The organism is Chryseobacterium sp. MMO-72, from assembly GCF_037146035.1.
In the GTDB taxonomy this organism is placed as follows: domain Bacteria; phylum Bacteroidota; class Bacteroidia; order Flavobacteriales; family Weeksellaceae; genus Chryseobacterium; species Chryseobacterium indicum.
Genome location: NZ_JBBCWG010000006.1, coordinates 64,088 through 82,098, shown reverse-complemented (window position 1 = coordinate 82,098; position 18,011 = coordinate 64,088). Strand labels below are relative to the sequence as shown.

The 18,011-nt window shown below is 37.3% G+C and carries 13 protein-coding genes; 8 read left to right on the top strand and 5 right to left on the bottom strand.

Translation table 11 applies throughout. From position 1 onward, the window contains the following. The first annotated feature begins 40 nt into the window (after positions 1-40). From WFH39_RS10360 to WFH39_RS10330, 7 genes are all read left to right on the top strand, one after another. On the top strand, positions 41-598 hold the full coding sequence (locus WFH39_RS10360; RefSeq protein ID WP_029298761.1) for a NuoI/complex I 23 kDa subunit family protein: 558 nt from the start codon (positions 41-43) through the stop codon (positions 596-598). Next, positions 598-1,095 (top strand): NADH-quinone oxidoreductase subunit J family protein, encoded by a 498-nt coding sequence (locus WFH39_RS10355; protein ID WP_235132827.1) that lies wholly within the window; start codon positions 598-600, stop codon positions 1,093-1,095. Before WFH39_RS10360 ends, WFH39_RS10355 begins: the two co-directional genes overlap by 1 nt. A gap of 4 nt (positions 1,096-1,099) precedes the next feature. After that, positions 1,100-1,429, top strand: coding sequence for an NADH-quinone oxidoreductase subunit NuoK (nuoK, locus tag WFH39_RS10350; protein WP_027380123.1), 330 nt, complete (start codon positions 1,100-1,102; stop codon positions 1,427-1,429). A 2-nt stretch (positions 1,430-1,431) separates the two neighbouring features. Beyond that, a complete protein-coding gene (gene nuoL / locus WFH39_RS10345; protein WP_336689841.1) occupies positions 1,432-3,345 on the top strand; it encodes an NADH-quinone oxidoreductase subunit L in 1,914 nt (637 codons plus the stop codon). Beyond that, the gene (locus tag WFH39_RS10340; RefSeq protein ID WP_235132829.1) at positions 3,345-4,838 is read left to right on the top strand and encodes a complex I subunit 4 family protein; all 1,494 of its coding nucleotides are present in this window, start codon (positions 3,345-3,347) and stop codon (positions 4,836-4,838) included. The genes nuoL and WFH39_RS10340 overlap by 1 nt, the downstream gene beginning before the upstream one ends. Positions 4,839-4,854: 16 nt before the next feature. Beyond that, entirely contained in the window at positions 4,855-6,240 is a 1,386-nt protein-coding gene (locus WFH39_RS10335; RefSeq protein WP_336689840.1) for an NADH-quinone oxidoreductase subunit N, read from the top strand. A 77-nt stretch (positions 6,241-6,317) separates the two neighbouring features. Further along, positions 6,318-8,621 carry a GAF domain-containing protein gene (locus WFH39_RS10330; RefSeq protein ID WP_336689839.1) on the top strand — a complete coding sequence of 768 codons (2,304 nt, stop codon included), beginning with the start codon at positions 6,318-6,320 and terminating at the stop codon, positions 8,619-8,621. Positions 8,622-8,666: 45 nt separating this feature from the next. Here WFH39_RS10330 and WFH39_RS10325 read toward each other — a convergent pair whose 3' ends face one another. After that, positions 8,667-9,839: a Pycsar system effector family protein gene (locus WFH39_RS10325; protein ID WP_336689838.1), complete on the bottom strand. Its 1,173-nt coding sequence runs from the start codon at positions 9,837-9,839 to the stop codon at positions 8,667-8,669. 26 nt (positions 9,840-9,865) lie between these two features. On the opposite strand from WFH39_RS10325, the gene WFH39_RS10320 reads away from it, so the two are divergent. After that, positions 9,866-13,582 carry a metallophosphoesterase gene (locus tag WFH39_RS10320; RefSeq protein WP_336689837.1) on the top strand — a complete coding sequence of 1,239 codons (3,717 nt, stop codon included), beginning with the start codon at positions 9,866-9,868 and terminating at the stop codon, positions 13,580-13,582. 48 nt (positions 13,583-13,630) lie between these two features. Here the strand turns inward: WFH39_RS10320 and WFH39_RS10315 are convergent, their stop codons facing one another. From WFH39_RS10315 to WFH39_RS10300, 4 genes are all read right to left on the bottom strand, one after another. Next, positions 13,631-14,497 (bottom strand): hypothetical protein, encoded by an 867-nt coding sequence (locus WFH39_RS10315; protein WP_336689836.1) that lies wholly within the window; start codon positions 14,495-14,497, stop codon positions 13,631-13,633. 2 nt (positions 14,498-14,499) lie between these two features. Continuing rightward, the gene (locus tag WFH39_RS10310; RefSeq protein ID WP_336689835.1) at positions 14,500-15,579 is read right to left on the bottom strand and encodes an FUSC family protein; all 1,080 of its coding nucleotides are present in this window, start codon (positions 15,577-15,579) and stop codon (positions 14,500-14,502) included. Continuing rightward, a complete protein-coding gene (gene mazG / locus WFH39_RS10305) occupies positions 15,580-16,347 on the bottom strand; it encodes a nucleoside triphosphate pyrophosphohydrolase (protein WP_336689834.1) in 768 nt (255 codons plus the stop codon). A gap of 334 nt (positions 16,348-16,681) precedes the next feature. After that, complete coding sequence (locus tag WFH39_RS10300) at positions 16,682-17,206, bottom strand: hypothetical protein (protein WP_336689833.1); 525 nt, start codon at positions 17,204-17,206, stop codon at positions 16,682-16,684. Positions 17,207-18,011: the final 805 nt, after the last annotated feature.

Sequence of the window (18,011 nt, the reverse complement as noted above, 5' to 3'; positions counted from 1 at the left end):
GTCTAAAATCTAATGTCTAACATCTAACATCTATAATTAAATGAAACTTACGAACAGATCAAAAGTTGTTTCTAATAAAGAAATGACCCTTGCTGAAAAAATCTACTTACCTGCGATTTTTACAGGAATGGGGATTACATTTAAGCATGCTGTAAGAACCGTATTGAAAGGGGCTCCCGCAGTATACTCATATCCGGAAGTACAGAAACCGAGAGCAGATATCTGGAGAGGTCAGCACGTTTTGAAAAGAGACGAGGAAGGCAGAGAAAGATGTACGGCTTGCGGACTTTGTGCGGTAGCATGCCCTGCAGAAGCAATTACCATGACTGCTGCAGAGAGAACCAAGGAAGAAAAGCATCTTTACAGAGAAGAAAAATATGCATCGGTATATGAAATCAATATGCTGAGATGTATTTTCTGCGGTATGTGTGAAGAAGCCTGTCCGAAATCTGCGATCTATCTTACCGACAGATTGGTGGACGTGGAAACCAACAGAGGTTCTTTCATTTACGGAAAAGATAAATTGGTGGAAAAAATAAATGAAAGGATTGACATCACAGAAAGACAATCCGAGAAACAAAAAAATGCGGTAAAATAATGGATCAGTTTTTATTTTTCTTGGTGGCGTTTTTAGCAGTAGCAAGTGCAGTTTACTTCGTTTTTGCGAGAAATCCTCTGTATGCTGTTTTGTCATTAATTGTTACGATGTTTTCTATTGCGGGCATGTACATCCTTCTGAATGCACAGTTCCTTGCGATTATCCAGATTATTGTGTATGCCGGAGCGATCATGGTATTGTTCCTTTACATTCTGATGATGCTTAACCTTAATAAACAAGACGAAAGTAAGAAGGGCAATACTTTAAAATTTGCCGGAGTTTTTGCAGCAGGACTTTTGTTAATTGGAGTTTTAGGCGTTTTCAGGGGCGTTCAGCAAAAACAGATCGTTGTTGAAAATGTAGACAACGGTGTTGGTCTTACGAAAAATCTGGGAAGACTTTTGTTTAATGAATATGTTTTACCGTTTGAGCTTGCATCCATCCTTATTCTGGCAGGTATTGTAGGTGCGGTATTAATCGGTAAAAAAGATCTATAAAATTATGGGAGAAGTAAATACATTTATACAAAGCATCCCTCTGAATTACTTCATTATTCTTTCATCAGTATTATTCTGTTTGGGAGTTCTGGGAGTATTGCTGAGAAAAAATGCAATTGTTATTTTGGGTTGTGTAGAGCTTATGCTGAATTCTGTAAACCTTTTACTGGCTGCGTTTTCTGCATACAAAGGTAACGGCGACGGACAACTTTTAGTTTTCTTCATTATGGTGGTTGCTGCTGCGGAAGTAGCGGTAGGTCTGGCAATTATTGCTATGCTGTATAGAAATACCCGTTCTGTTGATGTAAGTATATTTAATAAATTAAGAGGATAAGAATGGAAAATTTAGTGTATGCAATAATACTTTTACCACTTTTAGGTTTTCTTATAAACGGACTTTTCGGAAAAAATCTTCCAAAAATTGTTGTTGGTAGTTTAGCTACAGTAATGGTTTTTGCATCTTTCTGCATCGCAGTAAGTATTTTCATGAATTTTGATTCGGAAAGCCAGCCTGTTATTGTAAAAGCTTTTGAATGGTTCAGAGTAAACGGAGTTCAGATTAATTTCGGTTTCCAGATCGATCAGTTATCATTAATGATGGTGATGATCATCACAGGAATCGGATCTTTAATTCACCTCTACTCTATCGGATATATGAGCCACGATAAAGGTTTCTATAAGTTTTTCACTTATCTGAATCTGTTTATCTTCTCTATGTTACTATTGGTAATGGGAAGCAACTACTTAATCCTGTTCATCGGATGGGAAGGTGTAGGATTGTGTTCTTATTTACTAATCGGATTCTGGTACACCAACGAAGAGTATGGTAAAGCGGCAAGAAAAGCGTTCATCATGAACAGAATTGGTGACCTTGCTTTATTGATCGGTATTTTCATGTTAGCTTCACAGACGAATGCTGTGGATTATTTAACAATCAAAGAAAATGCAGGAAAATTTGAATTGGACGGAACGGTAATCATTTTCATTACAACGAGTTTATTTATAGGTGCTACCGGTAAATCTGCTCAGGTTCCATTATATACATGGTTGCCGGATGCGATGGCGGGACCTACTCCGGTTTCAGCGTTAATTCACGCAGCAACGATGGTAACGGCGGGTATTTATTTAGTGGTAAGATCCAACTTCTTATTCACTTTGGCACCTACCGTTCAGGGAGTAATTTTATTCATCGGATTCTTAACGGCAGCTTTAGCTGGATTCTACGCACTTCGTCAGAACGATATTAAAAAAGTACTGGCATATTCTACTGTTTCTCAGCTAGGATTCATGTTCATCGCATTAGGTCTTGGAGCTTATACAACTGCGATGTTCCATGTAATGACACACGCTTTCTTCAAGGCATTATTGTTCTTGGGAGCAGGTTCTGTAATCCATGCGATGAGCAATGAACAGGATATGCGTTTTATGGGAGGTCTGAAAAAATACATACCGATCACACACGCTACATTCCTTATCGGAACATTGGCAATCTCTGGATTCCCATTGCTTTCAGGGATGATCTCTAAAGACGAAATTTTAGTAGCGGCTTTTGCTAAAAATCCGGTATACTGGGTAATTTTATTTGTTTTAGCGGCTGTTACGGCTACTTATATGTTCAGATTGTATTATCTTACTTTCCACGGAGAGTTCAGAGGTACAGAAGAACAAAAACACCACTTACACGAAAGTCCTTCGAATATGACATTACCATTGATCGTATTGGCTGTTCTTTCTGTTTTGGGTGGATTAATTAACCTTCCTCACTTCATCGGTCACGGTCATTATGCCAAATTAATGGAATGGCTGAAGCCGGTTCTTACAGAGGAAAGCTTTAAACAAATGGAAGCAACTCTTTCGGGAGTTCCGTTTGGGACTGAAATGATACTTTTAGGAGCAACAGTTGTAATGTTCTTCTGCGTTTGGTTCCTTGTTAAAAATACTTATGTGAATAAGAAAAAACAGGCGTTACCGGAACAGCAGTACACAGGATGGGAAAAACTGTCTGCTAAAAAATTATACATTGACGAAATTTACAATGCATTAATTGTAAAAACTGTTGAAGGATTAGGACGCGGAGGAAAGATGTTTGATAAAGGGATTCTTGATCGTTTTGTGGACTTCGTAGGTGAAGGAGCTGAAGACAGCGGAAAAGCCATGAAGCGTATCCAGAACGGAAATGTTGAGAATTACATCTTAATCATGTCTTTGGCTGTGGGAATTATACTGATTGTTAACTTTATATTACAATAATGTCTGGTTTATTATTAACACTATTACTATTACCTCTGGTAGGTTCGGGATTAGTTTTTGCATGGAAAGATAAATCCAGCAAATATTTGGCACTGGGAATTGCGTTGGTACAAATGCTGATTACCTTCTACATCACTGCGGATTTTAATTTTAATCCTACGGTAGACAGCGTATTGCAGCACGAGATCAACTATCCTTGGTCACAATTTATGAAGAGTTCTCTTCACTTCGGAATCGATGGGATGAGTTTACTTCTTTTATTGTTAACCAATATTCTGGCGCCTATCATTATTTTATCTTCTTTTAACGAAAATGTAACCTACAGAAATACATTCTATGGTTTGATCCTGCTGATGCAGTTCGGTCTTGTAGGAGTTTTCACTTCGCTGGACGGTTTGCTGTTCTACATTTTCTGGGAAGTTACTTTGATTCCGATCTGGTTTATTGCCGGAATCTGGGGTCAGGAAAATAAAAGATTTGAATTCACTACGAAATTCTTCGTTTATACTTTCGTTGGATCATTATTCATGTTAGCAGGATTGATTTATGTATACAATCACTCTGCATCTTTTGCGCTGACAGATTTATATAATGCCCAGTTAAACGAAACACAACAAACCGTTGTATTCTGGTTCATTTTCTTTGCTTTCGCAGTAAAATTGCCGGTTTTCCCTTTCCACACGTGGCAGCCGGATACGTATACCTATTCGCCAACACAAGGTTCAATGCTTTTATCAGGAATCATGCTGAAAATGGCGATCTACGGAGTTATGCGTTATTTATTACCCATCACTCCCCTTCCGATTGCAGGAATTTCAGGACAGATTGTGATTATCTTAGCTATTGTGGGAATTGTTCACGGGGCTTTAATTGCGATCATCCAGACTGATATGAAGAGAATTATTGCATATTCTTCTTTCTCTCACGTTGGATTGATGGTGGCAGGTATTTTTGCTTCAGCGGTGATAACCTTAAGAGGAAACTTCAATATCGAAGGTGCTGAAGGAGCTTTGGTACAGACTTTTGCTCACGGTATTAACGTTGTAGGCTTGTTCTATTGCTGCGATATTTTATACAAAAGATTTAAATCAAGAGACATCAGACAGATGGGAGGTTTAGCGAAAGTTGCTCCTAAGTTTGCGGTGTTGTTTCTGATCATTATATTAGGTTCAATGGGAGTTCCGTTGACCAATGGATTCATCGGAGAATTTATTCTGCTGAAATCAGTGTACGATTTTAACGGATTGGCAGCAGTAATTGCAGGTCTTACCGTAATTCTTTGTGCGGTATATCTATTGAGATTCTACGGAAAAGCAATGTTCGGACAGGGCGATGAAGCTGTTTTAAGCACAGTAAAAGATCTTTCCGCAACAGAATTCTCTGTATTGGCAAGTTTAGCGGTTTTTGTGATTGTATTTGGTATTTTCCCACAACCGATAATCGAAATGGTGAATAGTTCGTTGAAGTTTATCTACCAATCAATGGTAAGCTAATTTGATATTTTAAGAAATGAGTGTTTTAATTATTGTTTTCCTAACGGCAGTTGTTGCGTTATTTTCAGGAGTTTTTGAACAAGGGAAATTCGCAAGGTACATTGGGATTTTGGGATTAATCATCGCATTATGGGTAAGTTTCATGCCGGAATGTGCTTTCTTTGGACAGTACAAACATATGTATGACTACACCGCCAATACTGCGCTATTCACAAAAATATCAATCGTAACGACATTATTGTTATTCTTTCTGGGCGGTTTTGCATTCAGCAACCACAGAAGCCACCAGTCTGAATTGTATGCTTTAATGCTTTTCGCTCTTTGTGGCGGGATTATCCTTTTCGGATATCAGAATATGGTAACGCTGTTCTTAGGAGTTGAAATTCTTTCTATTCCTTTATATGTAATGGCGGGAGCTAACAAAACAGATTTGAGATCCAACGAAGCTTCCATCAAGTATTTCCTTATGGGTGCATTCGCAACAGGTTTCCTGTTATTCGGGATTGCATTCATCTATGGAAGTGTAGGAAGTTTCGATTTATATAAAATTCAGGATTTCGGAGTTTCAAACCCTAAAGATGTCATGTTCATCTTAGGTGTCCTTCTTATTCTTTGCGCATTGGCGTTTAAGGTTGCATTGGCGCCTTTCCACATGTGGAGTCCGGATGTTTATTACGGAGCGCCTTCATTAATCACCGCTTTCATGGCGAGTGTGGTAAAAATCTCAGGATTTTTCGCACTGTTCAGATTAATGACAATAGGATTTGGCGGAGTTACAGAAAACTGGATCAATGTTTTCGGAGTATTCTTAATCATCACATTGCTTTTGGCAAACGTTATGGGACTGGCTCAGACGAATGCAAAAAGAATGTTGGCATACTCTTCAGTTTCTCACGCAGGGTACATCGGATTGGTATTCTTCGGAATGACAAGTCTTTCTACTTACAATTTAGCGTTTTATCTATTTGCTTACGCTTTGGCAACAGTAGGAGTATTCATGTGTCTGATTTATGTTGAAAAACTGAAAAGAGAAACGTCTTTCGGAGCTTTCAAAGGATTGGCAAAAACAGAACCTTTATTGGCAGCTACAGCGGCGATTTCTATGCTTTCAATGGCAGGAATTCCTTTAACCGCAGGTTTCATGGGGAAATTCTCTTTATTTTCTCAGGCAATGAATTCTCAACACGGAGTTTTCCTTGTTTTGATCGCTGTTTTAGGTTCAGCCGTTTCCATTGCTTATTATTTAAGACTGATTATTTCCATGTTCTTCTTCAAAGAAAGTACATTTAAATCTTCAGAGAAAGTAACGATTACGTATAACATCGTAGGAGTATTTGTTATTGCATTAATTGTTGTTCTGGGAGTTTTCCCTGATCTGTTTGCAAGACTGTTCGGATTATAAAAAATCATATTAAAATAGAGAACCACAACCTTTAAGTTGTGGTTTTTTTTTTACCTTTACTCTAAATTTCAGTTTTTGTGTCACAGCTATATAAAAAAGACACTCCATTTCAGGTTTTTATTTCGTTCAAAAAATATTTGGATGTGTTGGAACACATTCGATATAATGACCGTTTGGAATACCGAGCCAATTATGCTGAATCTTTAATTGAGAAAACCAAAAACTTCAATGAATTCCGCAACGGATTTCAGGATATATCTCTGTTGGAAAAAAATGAAGACCTCATCAAACTTCTTCTTGCAGACCTCTTCCCTACCGGACTCACCAATAACGAAATAAAAGCGGCAAGCGTTCCGATTTCCAATGTCACCTTTAATTACACGGATCGTTTTAAAGCGATTTTGAAAGATGCCGGGAAAGATTTTGAAATCGGGCTGCGTGATATTGATGATGATGAATTCTATGTTTTCTGCTGCTGTCTTATTTTACAGAGTTACTTCAAAAAAGATATAAAAAGTACCATCCCTTTTTATTATGATATTCCCAATGCGCAGGGAATCATGAAGCATTATAAAATAACGGTGAACGCCGATTTTACAGAAATATTTCCTGCAGAAGGCACAAAAATTCCTTCCGATGAAATACTGGATATTCTGCTGGAAAATTTAGACGACTTTAAACTGTGGAAGAAACATTTTCCGCCGGAATCCTGGATCTTAAAAGGATTTACTATCATTTCTCTGGTTGACTGCACCAGTGAAATTGCGCTCTCTGATCTAAAATCTACTATGATTGAAGTAGATACTGAAAATTTCTCGCAGGACAAAAATCTTATTGAAATATTTAAGTCATATTTTGATATTCCGGAGCTGAATTTTGGTTTGATGCTTTACAACAAGAAAGAACAGAAACTGGAAAAAATGCCGGTCTATGAAAATATTTTCACCAATCATGTGCTGAATTTCTGGATTAATTCTATTGACGAAGACACTAGAAAAAGCACCATCATCAATCTGCATTATAATCCAAAGCCCATTGTAGTTTCTAACCTCAACTATCTTGAGGAAGAGGCAAAAGCGAAACCTTCTTTCAGTATTTTGAAGGAAAATAAGATCAATAGCTTTATGGTCATTCCGATTGTGAAAGACAATGAGCTTTTGGCTATTATGGAATTTACTTCCCCCATTCCCAACAGTTTCAACGGTCTGAAATTAAAAAAAATGGAATCGTTCAGCAACATGATTATTTTCTCGCTGAGCCGGTTCAGTTTTGAAAAAAATTATCAGATTGAAGCAATCATACAGCGTGAATATACCACGATTCACGACAGTGTGGTATGGAAATTCAGAAACGAGGCTGAAAAGTATTTTAACGCCTCTCTTGGTAAAAAAATGTATTCCTTAAAGGAGATTTCTTTTAAAAATCTGACGCCGCTTTTCGGATTTTCAGACATCCGTTCTTCTTCGGAAAAAAGATATAATCTCATGCTCGAAGACCTCAACCAGCAGATTGAATCTCTTCATGCAATTTTTAATTTAACCAAATCGGACTCGGAAAAATTTTTACCGGATTTAGATATTTTCGAAAATGAGCTCAATAATGAAATAAAAGCTGATACCGAACAGAGGTTCCAGCGATTATTAAGGGAAGAAATTCATCCTTATCTTCAGGCGAAACTGGAAATAAAGTCTTCCAGTGAAGTAAAAGCTAAAATTAAAGATTATTTTGCACAGGTTTTCCATCAGACCGATCTGTTTTACGCCAACAGAAAAAGTCTGGATGATTCTATAACACTGGTTAACAGAAAACTTGCGGATGTTCTGGATGAAGCCCAAATACAGGCACAGCAGATTTTTCCGCACTATTATGAAAGGTTTAAATCTGATGGAGTGGAGCATAATTTGTATACCGGACAGAATATTGCTCCCGAACTGCATTACCATTCCAAAATTGTACATAAACTTCGTTACTGGCAGCTAAAGACCATCTGCAATATGGAAATTGAATTCCATAATTTTAAGAAAGATCTTCCAGTTTGTCTTGATATTGCTTCGCTGATTTTTGTGTATAACGAAAAAATAGATATCCGCTTCAGAATGGACGAAAAACGTTTTGATGTAGACGGAGCTTACAATTCTTATTACGAAATCATCAAAAAACGCCTTGATAAAGCACACGTAAAAGATTCCACCGACAGAATTACCTGCCCCGGAAAAATAACCATCGTTTATTTTGGTATGGAAAACCAGAGAGAATATCTCGATTACATCAATAAATTACAAAAGAAAGGAGTTCTCCGGAATGATATTGAATTCTTAAAAGTAGAAGATTTGCAGGGTATTACAGGACTTTTAGCATTAAGAGTATCTCTGGCACAATAAAAAGCTCATCCGATCCGGATGAGCTTTAATCTTTTTACATTCTATTTAGAGGCTTAAAAAAGCATATCCGAAAGACAAAACAGAAATTACAATTCCTGCCATAAAAATCTTATAGGTAATGGATAAAAGCCTGTATTTTCTGTCTAAAACCTTTCCTAAAAAATACAAATCCTTCACCATAGAATCATAGATATAATCGCGGTCTTTGATGAGAACATTCATTGCATTCTGATAATCATCAAAAATCATCCTGTTGAAATTCCCGAAGAATAAAAGATTCACCTTTCTGTCGGCAACATCCTGTAAGCTGAATTTTGCTTTGGTTACATTCGGTTTTGTGGATAATATGGCAAAAATGATAGTAAGAACCGCAGATAAAAGCAGGATAAAACTCGGAATGATAAGATGAGAATTCTTAGGCGTATCCAGTTTCGGAACCAGAACAGAAAGACAGACCGAAATGATGATGGCATTTACAGAAAGAAGGATATTCGCTTTGCTGTCGGCAATATCACTCAGTCTTGTATGGTTGCTTAAAGTGACTCTGAATAAAGTATCTACACTTCTGTCGGATTTCGGTTCTTTTTCCTTTGACTTTTTGTTTTCAGAACCCTCTTCTTTATCCTCGTCTTTTTCCAATTTCTTTTTAATTTTTTTGATGTTCTTCTCCTTCAAAGGCTGCCATTCTTTTTTTGCATACTCTGTATAGAACTGATGTTTATTTTTCAGCATATCCAGATTTCCGGCATTCCATTCGTCGTTAGAATAGCATCGTACATTGGTTAGCTCCCACTCTTTCCTCAATGCATCGGAAATGTCGTTATAATCGTGGCTTGCAAAATGACTGCAGTCTGCGTCTTTCACTATTTTTTCCAGAAGATTCTGCGGAACGTACGTTATTTTAGTTGCTAAAATAAGCTTGGAAACATCTTCGATATAGTTTTCGGGATAGTTTTCCTGCTGCAGAAAATCTTTCATAATCTTTACTCCTGCTTCTTCATGATTTTTGGCACACTCTATGTAACCTGTATCATGAAACCAGAGAGCCAGAATCACTTTTTCCTGATCTTCTTCAGAAACCGGAGTGTTTTTGAGAATTTCTTCGGCCTTATTTACTGTAAAGGTAGTATGTATAAAATTATGATAAGAATATACTGAAGATAGTTTATCTTTGAATAAGGTTTCGACATAGTCTTTGGCTTTTTTTAAAATATTCATCATCGAAATTTTATTAATGTAAATTTATGAATTTATCCTTTAAAACTCATCTAAAAAATACTTCTGTTATTATCAGAGTAGCATTGTCTGCCGGAGTTCTCTATTCCTGCGCAACATATAACGTAAAAAAGGGTAAAAACTTATCTGAAATTAAAAATTCTGATATAAAATCTGACAGCGATTTTAAAATATTCCTCATCGGAGATGCCGGAAATGCAGACGAAGCACAGGCACAAAATACTCTGAATCTGCTGAAAAGCCAGCTGGAAAAAGCAGACAGCAATTCGATGCTGATCTTTTTGGGCGATAATATCTATCCGTCCGGAATGCCGAAAAAATCTGATAAGGATTATGCTCTGGCAAAACAAAAACTGGAAGATCAGCTATCTATTGCCAAAAACTTTAAAGGAAAAACTCTGGTGATTCCGGGCAATCATGACTGGTATAACGGACTGGATGGTCTAAAAGCACAGGAAGAACTGGTAAAAGATTATTTAAACGATAAAAAAGGATTTTTACCAAAAAATGCGTGTCCTATTGATGACATCAGCCTGACAAAAGACATCAAACTGATTGTTATAGACACAGAATGGGCTTTGGTAAACTGGGACAAATATCCGGGAATCAATAAAAACTGTGATGTTAAAACGCGGGAAGACCTTTTCACGGAGTTTAAAGATTTAATTAATAAAAATCAGGACAAAAGAATTATCGTTGCGCTTCACCACCCGATTATCAGCACCGGAACTCATGCAGGATACACTTCTGTGAAATCCAATCTTTTTCCTCTGAATAGTAAAATCCCGTTACCCGGACTTGCAAGTGTTATTAATATCGTAAGAAGTTCATCGGGTGCAAATCCGGAAGATATCAACAACCAGCATTACGCAGATTTAGCCAACAGATTAAAAAGTATTGTTCAGGAAAAGGAAAATATTATTTTTGTTTCCGGACACGATCATAATCTTCAGTATCACGAATTCAGAAACATAAGACAGATTATAAGCGGCGCCGGTTCTAAGGTAGATCCTGCAACCATTGGCGAAAAAACAGATTTTTCTTACGGAGGAAGCGGTTTTGCTGTTTTAAATATCAGAAAAGATAAAAGCTCGGATGTAGAATATTTTTCAACAAAAAACAATACGCCGGAACTGCTTTCCCTTATTCAGGTGATCGATAAGCCGAAAGAATTCGTTAACAGTTATCCCGATTCTTTCCCTCCGACAGTTATTTCTACCATTTATCCTGAAAAGTTAACGCAAAAAGGGAAATTTTATACATGGCTTTGGGGAGAACATTACCGAAAATATTACGGAATGCTTATTGAAGCTCCAACCGCCAATCTTTCTACGCTGGACGGAGGTTATATTCCTTTCAGAGAAGGCGGCGGAAACCAGTCTAATAGTTTAAGGCTGAAAACGCAGGACGGACAGGAATTTGTGATGAGAGGTGTTAAAAAAAGTGCGATCCGTTTTCTGAATAATATGGCTTTCAAGAAAAGCACCTTCGGAAACGAGCTGGATAATACATTTCCTGAAAAGTTCCTTTTGGATTTCTATACCGCCAATCATCCGTTTACGCCATTTGCAGTCGGAAATCTGGCAGATAAAATTCATCTTTACCACAGCAATCCGAGATTGTTTTATATTCCCAGACAAAAAGCTCTGGGACATTACAATCTGAATTATGGTAATGAATTATACATGATTGAAGAGCGTTTTTCATCTGATCCGAAAACTCTGGCATCGCTTGATGATGCAAAAGATATTCTTTCTACAGATGATGTGCTGAAAAATTTAAATAAAAATTACAAATATTCTGTAGATAAAGAGACGTACATCAGGGCAAGAATTTTTGATATGCTGATCGGAGACTGGGACAGACACTCCGACCAATGGAAATGGGCAGAATATAAAGATGGAGATAAGGTAATCTATAAACCGATTGCAAGAGACAGAGATCAGGCTTTCAGTAAATATGACGGTGCTGCTTTTAAGATCATCATGAATATTCCGGCAATACGCCATATGAAAACATTTAAAGATGACATTAAAAATGTAAAATGGCTTGCTATGGAACCCTATCCTCTGGATCTGATTTTCTTAAAAAGCTCTACAAACGAAGACTGGATTGCTCAGGCAAAATACATTCAGGAACATTTATCGGATAAAGATATTGATGAAGCTTTTACCAATCTCCCGAAAGAAGTTCAGGATGAAACCATTGCAGACATTCAAAGAAAACTAAAATCAAGAAAAACAAAACTTGAGACTTATGCTTCACAATATTACGATGTGCTGCAGGAGAAAGTTCCTTTAACGGGAACCGTAAATCCGGACAAATTTGTGATTACAAAAACGGCAAATACCGTTAATGTAAAACAATATAAACTTGATAAAAACCAAGAAAATCCGGAACTGGTTTTCGAAAAAACATATGATGATTCCAAAACAAAGGAACTCTGGATCTACGGACTTGAAGATGATGACATTTACGAAGTTTCCGGAGACGGAAAACCCAAAATGAACATCCGGCTGATCGGAGGCTACAATCATGATACGTACAATGTTGCCAATGGAAGCAAAGTAAAGATTTACGATTTTAAATCGCAGAAAAACACCTATAATACAAAAGGAGCAACTAAAAATATTTCCGACGATTACGACATTAATACCTATAACTACAAACATCCGAAGTATAATTTTTTTGCAGGATATCCAAATGCAGATTACACTCCGGATGACGGAGCAATTCTCGGTGTATTACTGAATTATACCGTAAATAATTTTATCCGTTCTCCGTTTACCCAAACGCACAGCCTGAAAATTAATTATTACACGGCTACAGGCGGCTTTAATGCATATTATAAAGGGATCTTCAAAAAAGCAATCGGAAGCTGGGATTTTAATCTTGATGCAGGATTTACAACACCGCGCTTCGCAGAAAACTTCTTCGGATTGTCTAATGAAAGTATGTATGATAAAAAAGAAGATGACAGAAGATTCAACAGGGCAAAGATCTCTAAAATAAATTTTGCTCCTTCTGTTTCCCAAAAAAGCTGGAATAATATTTTCAACCAGTTTCAGCTGACTTTTGAAAATAATAAAGTACAGCGGAACGGAGACCGTTTTGTAGATCTTTCGCCGGATGTAAGACCCGAAGTTTTCGATAATCAGCAGTTTGCGGGAGGAAATTATACATTTAGTTATAAAAATCAGGATAACAACGCGTTTCCTACTTTGGGAATGGAATTTAAAGTAAATGCCGACTGGAAAACAGACCTTGCCGATACGAAGCGGAACTTTTTAATCTTAAAAGGTACCCTTTCCATCAATCACAGGTTAGACAACCGCGGCAATTTCGTACTTGCCAATTCCAGCAACGGAATGTGGATTAACAATAATAATTTTGATTTTTATCAGGCTGCGGCAATCGGTGGGAACAACGGAATGAGAGCTTTCCGAAACGACCGATTTTCAGGGAAATCCTATTTCACCAATAATTCGGAGATCCGATGGGATTTTGGCAGGGTAAGAAACAATATTGTTCCTGCCAATATGGGGCTTTTACTGGGCTATGATGTCGGAAGAGTATGGAACGATCATGAAGATTCAAAAAAATGGCATCAGTCTGTAGGAGGAGGACTATGGCTGAGCATTGTAGAAATGTTCTCTGCGAGACTGAATTATTTCTACGGAAGCGACGGAGGAAGAGTTTCAGGAGGCGTGGGAATGACTTTTTAAAATTATAAAATAAAAATCCGCAGAAAGTTTCTGCGGATTTTGTTTTATTTAAAGAGGAAATTTATAAATGTTGCCTCCTTCTTTTCCATCCTTTTCATCGGCAATTAAAACTGTTCTATCGTCAAGATATAGAATAGCTTCTTTTTGAGAATTGTGGTTCAAGGGATGTTTCTGCAATATATAGGTTTCAAAATTTTTATCAAAAAAGGAGGAAAGTACATAAACATTTTTATGAGTGAGCAATGCTACTTGATTTTTGCTGTTGATAGCAGCAGAAGTAATTGCCGCATCGCTGTATCCTCCGGAAAGTTTCAGTTTTCCGATCAGTTTTGCTTCAAAATCTCCCGCTTTGTTAGGAACCTGAAAAACTAAAAAAGTACCATCGAAACCTTTGCTTCTGTTCTTGGTGAAAAGGTAAAAATTTCCATTCATCTCTACAAAAGCCTCACAATCATACAGCCAGTTGGATTTTTTTGGCGGAAATTCCGTCTGTCCTTCGTAATGAAATGTTGTGGTCTGGATTACTTTTGTGGATTTTTGTGAGGCATCTTTTAAATCAACTTTTAAAATGGATAAATTCTGCCTGTCGTTATCATTATTACCAAAATCGCCAATGTAGATATTTCCGGCGGCATCCTTCGTAATATCTTCCCAGTCGTGATTTTCTGCGTTTTCTACCAAAACGTCACTCGTGAAATTTCCTTTTCTGTCCAGTCCGTAAATGACGTTTTTATTTCCTTGATCTTCAATTGCCCAGATGGTATTGTTATCCTGAGACAAAGTAATGCCGGAAACTTCCTTTAGTTTTTTAGGCAAAGAAAATTCAACCTTCAGATCACCGGTTTTGGGAGCATCCTGAGCTTTGGGATTACAGCTCAACAGTAAAAATGACGATAAAACGACGATGCGCAACATATTTATTTTTTTAATTTTTTAAACTGAAAATAAGAGAACCTTATATTTTTCTCTAATTTATTAATAATCTGCTGATGGTGGAGAAAAAATCCTGCCGCCAAACCAATAAGACTTCCGATAATGGTATCCAAAACTCTTGCCTTCATTAAAATTTCCACATCATGATGAATTTCACTTGCGGTTTCCGCCAGAAGAATCGTTAAGGGCGTGATGAAAACCACTGCAAAACCGTAGTTTCTTACAATTAATAATTCAATAATAAACTGTAAAACGGTGATAATAACGATCATGATGATCTTTTCGGGATTAAAAAGCAGAATCACCCATGCCAAACCAATTCCGATGAAAGTTCCCAGAATTCTGTGCATATTTCTTTGTCGGACGTGCTCAAAATTCCTTCCCTGCATAATGGCGACTGCCGCGATGGAAATCCAGTAAGTATTTTTAAATTCAAGCAAATGACCGATGATTAAAGTAAGCGCCATAAAAAACCCGATGATGGTGCTTTCTACAAACTTCGTATATCTTCTTTTGTTGAAACTTCTTCTCGGTACGGTTACCACTTTGCTTTTTTCAATAAAAACGGAGTACAGAAAAGCAAAGGAACAGGAAAGTATCGCTCCCATTGCAACCAACCCTACTCTTGTTGGGATCATTTCCAGATCAAACTTATATGTACTCGCCATTGCTGCGACCATGATGAAGAAAAAATTTCCCGGCGGCGGAATTTTAAAATACGAAGAAATAAAATGCGCCAGAAAAGAAATAACGGCAACCGACAGCGCAGCAAAATAAATATTGAACCCGAAAAAAGAACTTACCGTAAAGGAAAAAACAATCCCGAAAGCACAGATCGCGAGATGAATCATTCTCTGCGTAATAGGCGCCGAAGTAAAATATAAAATCGTTAAAGCGCCCAAACTTGAAAGTGCGCCGTAATTTGGTTTTCCTAAAAAATATCCGATGAAAAGACAGCTTCCGATGCACAGCGCGGCAAGAAAAGGAAAATGCCATTTCCTTTCCGTCTGCTTAAACTCCAGGAGATACTGAAATCTGTTCTGCGTCGGGTTCTGTACCTTCATTTACTGTAAACGTTTAGCTTTTTCCCACAAAACATCCATTTCTTCCAGAGAAAGATCGGCAAGATTCAGATTCTGTTCCACAGCTAAAGCTTCCATTTTCTGAAACCTTGAAATGAATTTAAGATTGGTTCTTTCGAGAGCAGAATCGGGATTGATTCCTAAAATCCGGGCATAATTGATTAATGAGAAAAATACATCGCCCAATTCCTGCTCTTTTTTATCCAGATCGGTTTCCGCATGAAACTCCTGAATTTCTTCATCCACTTTTTTCCACGCATCTTCCGCATCATGAAATTCGAAACCGATTCCTTTTACCTTATCCTGAATTCTATAGGCTTTTACCAGACTCGGCAGACTTTTCGGCACGCCGCCCAGAATAGATTTGTTTCCTTCTTTCAGTTTCAGTTTTTCCCAGTTCTGTTTTACTTCCTCTTCGTCTTTAACTTCTGTGTCTCCGTAAATGTGAGGATGGCGGAAAATTAATTTTTCGTTTAAAGAATTAATGACATCCGCAATATCGAAACTGCCTTTCTCAGAGCCTATTTTGGCATAAAAAACCAGATGAAGCAACACATCTCCCAACTCCTTTTTTATTTCCTGCAGATCATTCTGCAAAATGGCATCCGAAAGTTCGTAGGTTTCTTCCAGCGTTAAATGGCGGAGGGATTCCAGCGTCTGTTTCTGATCCCACGGACATTTTTCGCGCAGATCGTCCATAATGTCTAATAATCTTCCGAAAGCTTCCAGTTTTTCCTGTTTGGTATTCATAATTGAGAATTCAAGTCTTACAAATTTACGGGAAATCTTTGTGAAAGTTCTTCTGTCCTGAAATAAATGAGGGTTGTCGTTGGCTTCGGCTCCGCTCAGCCAACGGTGTTGCTCGTTCCTTTGTGATTTTGGGTTTTATTCTACAGACCATCATGGTTGGCTGAGCGGAGCCGAAGCCAACGGTTTTACTCGTTCCATTTTGATTCTTCGTTTTATTCTACAGACCATTGCAGTTGGCTGAGCGGAGCCGAAGCCAACATTACAATTCATTACAGTCTGCGGTTGGCTTCGGCTCCGCTCAGCCAACCGACTCCGGTCAGCCAACCTTATCCCTTCATTTTTTATGGCAATTTTCCACAATCAGCGGGGCGGCTTCCAGTAATTTTATGAGCTGGAAGTAGGGAATGATGATCTTCTTTTCCGTGTCACAACTGAAATTTCCCAACGAGAAATAAGCTGTTACCGACAGAAAATCATCAAAATCCTGCAAAGAGCAGACTTTAAAAGCGTTCTGAAATACGCGCAACGGATTCCGTTGTTCTTTCTCTGAAAGGCTTATTGCTGTTTTGGGAAAACTGACTTCCGTTGAGTTTTTAAACTTTCCTTTTTTAGCTTTTTTCGCGATCTGATGAGCGACGAGAATGAATGACCGCAACGATTGATACAAATAGAAAATTTCAGCGGGTTCTTTTGCAATTCGGGTGTTTTTCTGTACTGAAGATTGTACCATTTCATTGAGGGTTTCTTTCGTTGCAGCAGGATCATTGAATTGGAAAAACGTTTCCAGTAAATTTATGGCGGTATGTTTTCTCGTTCCTGACCAGAATTTGGCTTCGAAATCTGTTTTTTTCTTTTTCATGAGTCTGTTTTTGGGTTATCGTTTTTTGAATTTTAATAGGTTGGTTTCAACAGGTTGGATTTTCGCAAAGGTGCGAAGTCATTTTAAAATGGTATGCTTTAAGGCGCAAGGATTTTATCTGCAATAAAATTATTCATCAACATTATAAAAGAAAATCTTTGATTTTCTCCTTGCGTCTTAAAAGAATAGGACTTTTATCAAATCTTGCGCCTTAGCGTTTTTCCAATATTTATATAGATTCTTATTCTTAAAATTTACCTTAATAGTTAAAACCATCGCAAAGGTACAAAATATTCATTAAATACAGCCTTATTTTAAGACGCAAGGATTTTATCTGCGATAAAATTAACATCACTCCTTTATCGAAAATCTTTGATTTTCTTGCGCCTTAAAAGATTTGATACGAATAAAAAAACTTTGCGCCTTAGCGTTTTTCCAACAAGAATATTCTTATTTATAAAAAAGTTTAAACACCAATCCTTTATTGAAAATCTTTGATTTTCTTGCGCCTTAAAAGATTTGATATTAATAAAAAACTTTGCGCCTTAGCGTTTTCCAACAAGAATATTCTTATTTATAAAAAAGCTTAAACAAGCCCTTTAAAAAATTCTAAAATCCGTTTGTTTTGATGACAAAAGTTTGCCAAATAGAACAACAGCGCTTCCCGATCTTTGGCAGAGAAACCTTTTGCATTTTTTAAATTCCTTTCGGGATGAAAATAATTTGGAAAATTAAAAGAAAGCCTGTACTTTTAGGGGTGATTTTTAGCGTACTTCGGCTTTCCTTTAGGCGTAAAGGAATTTCG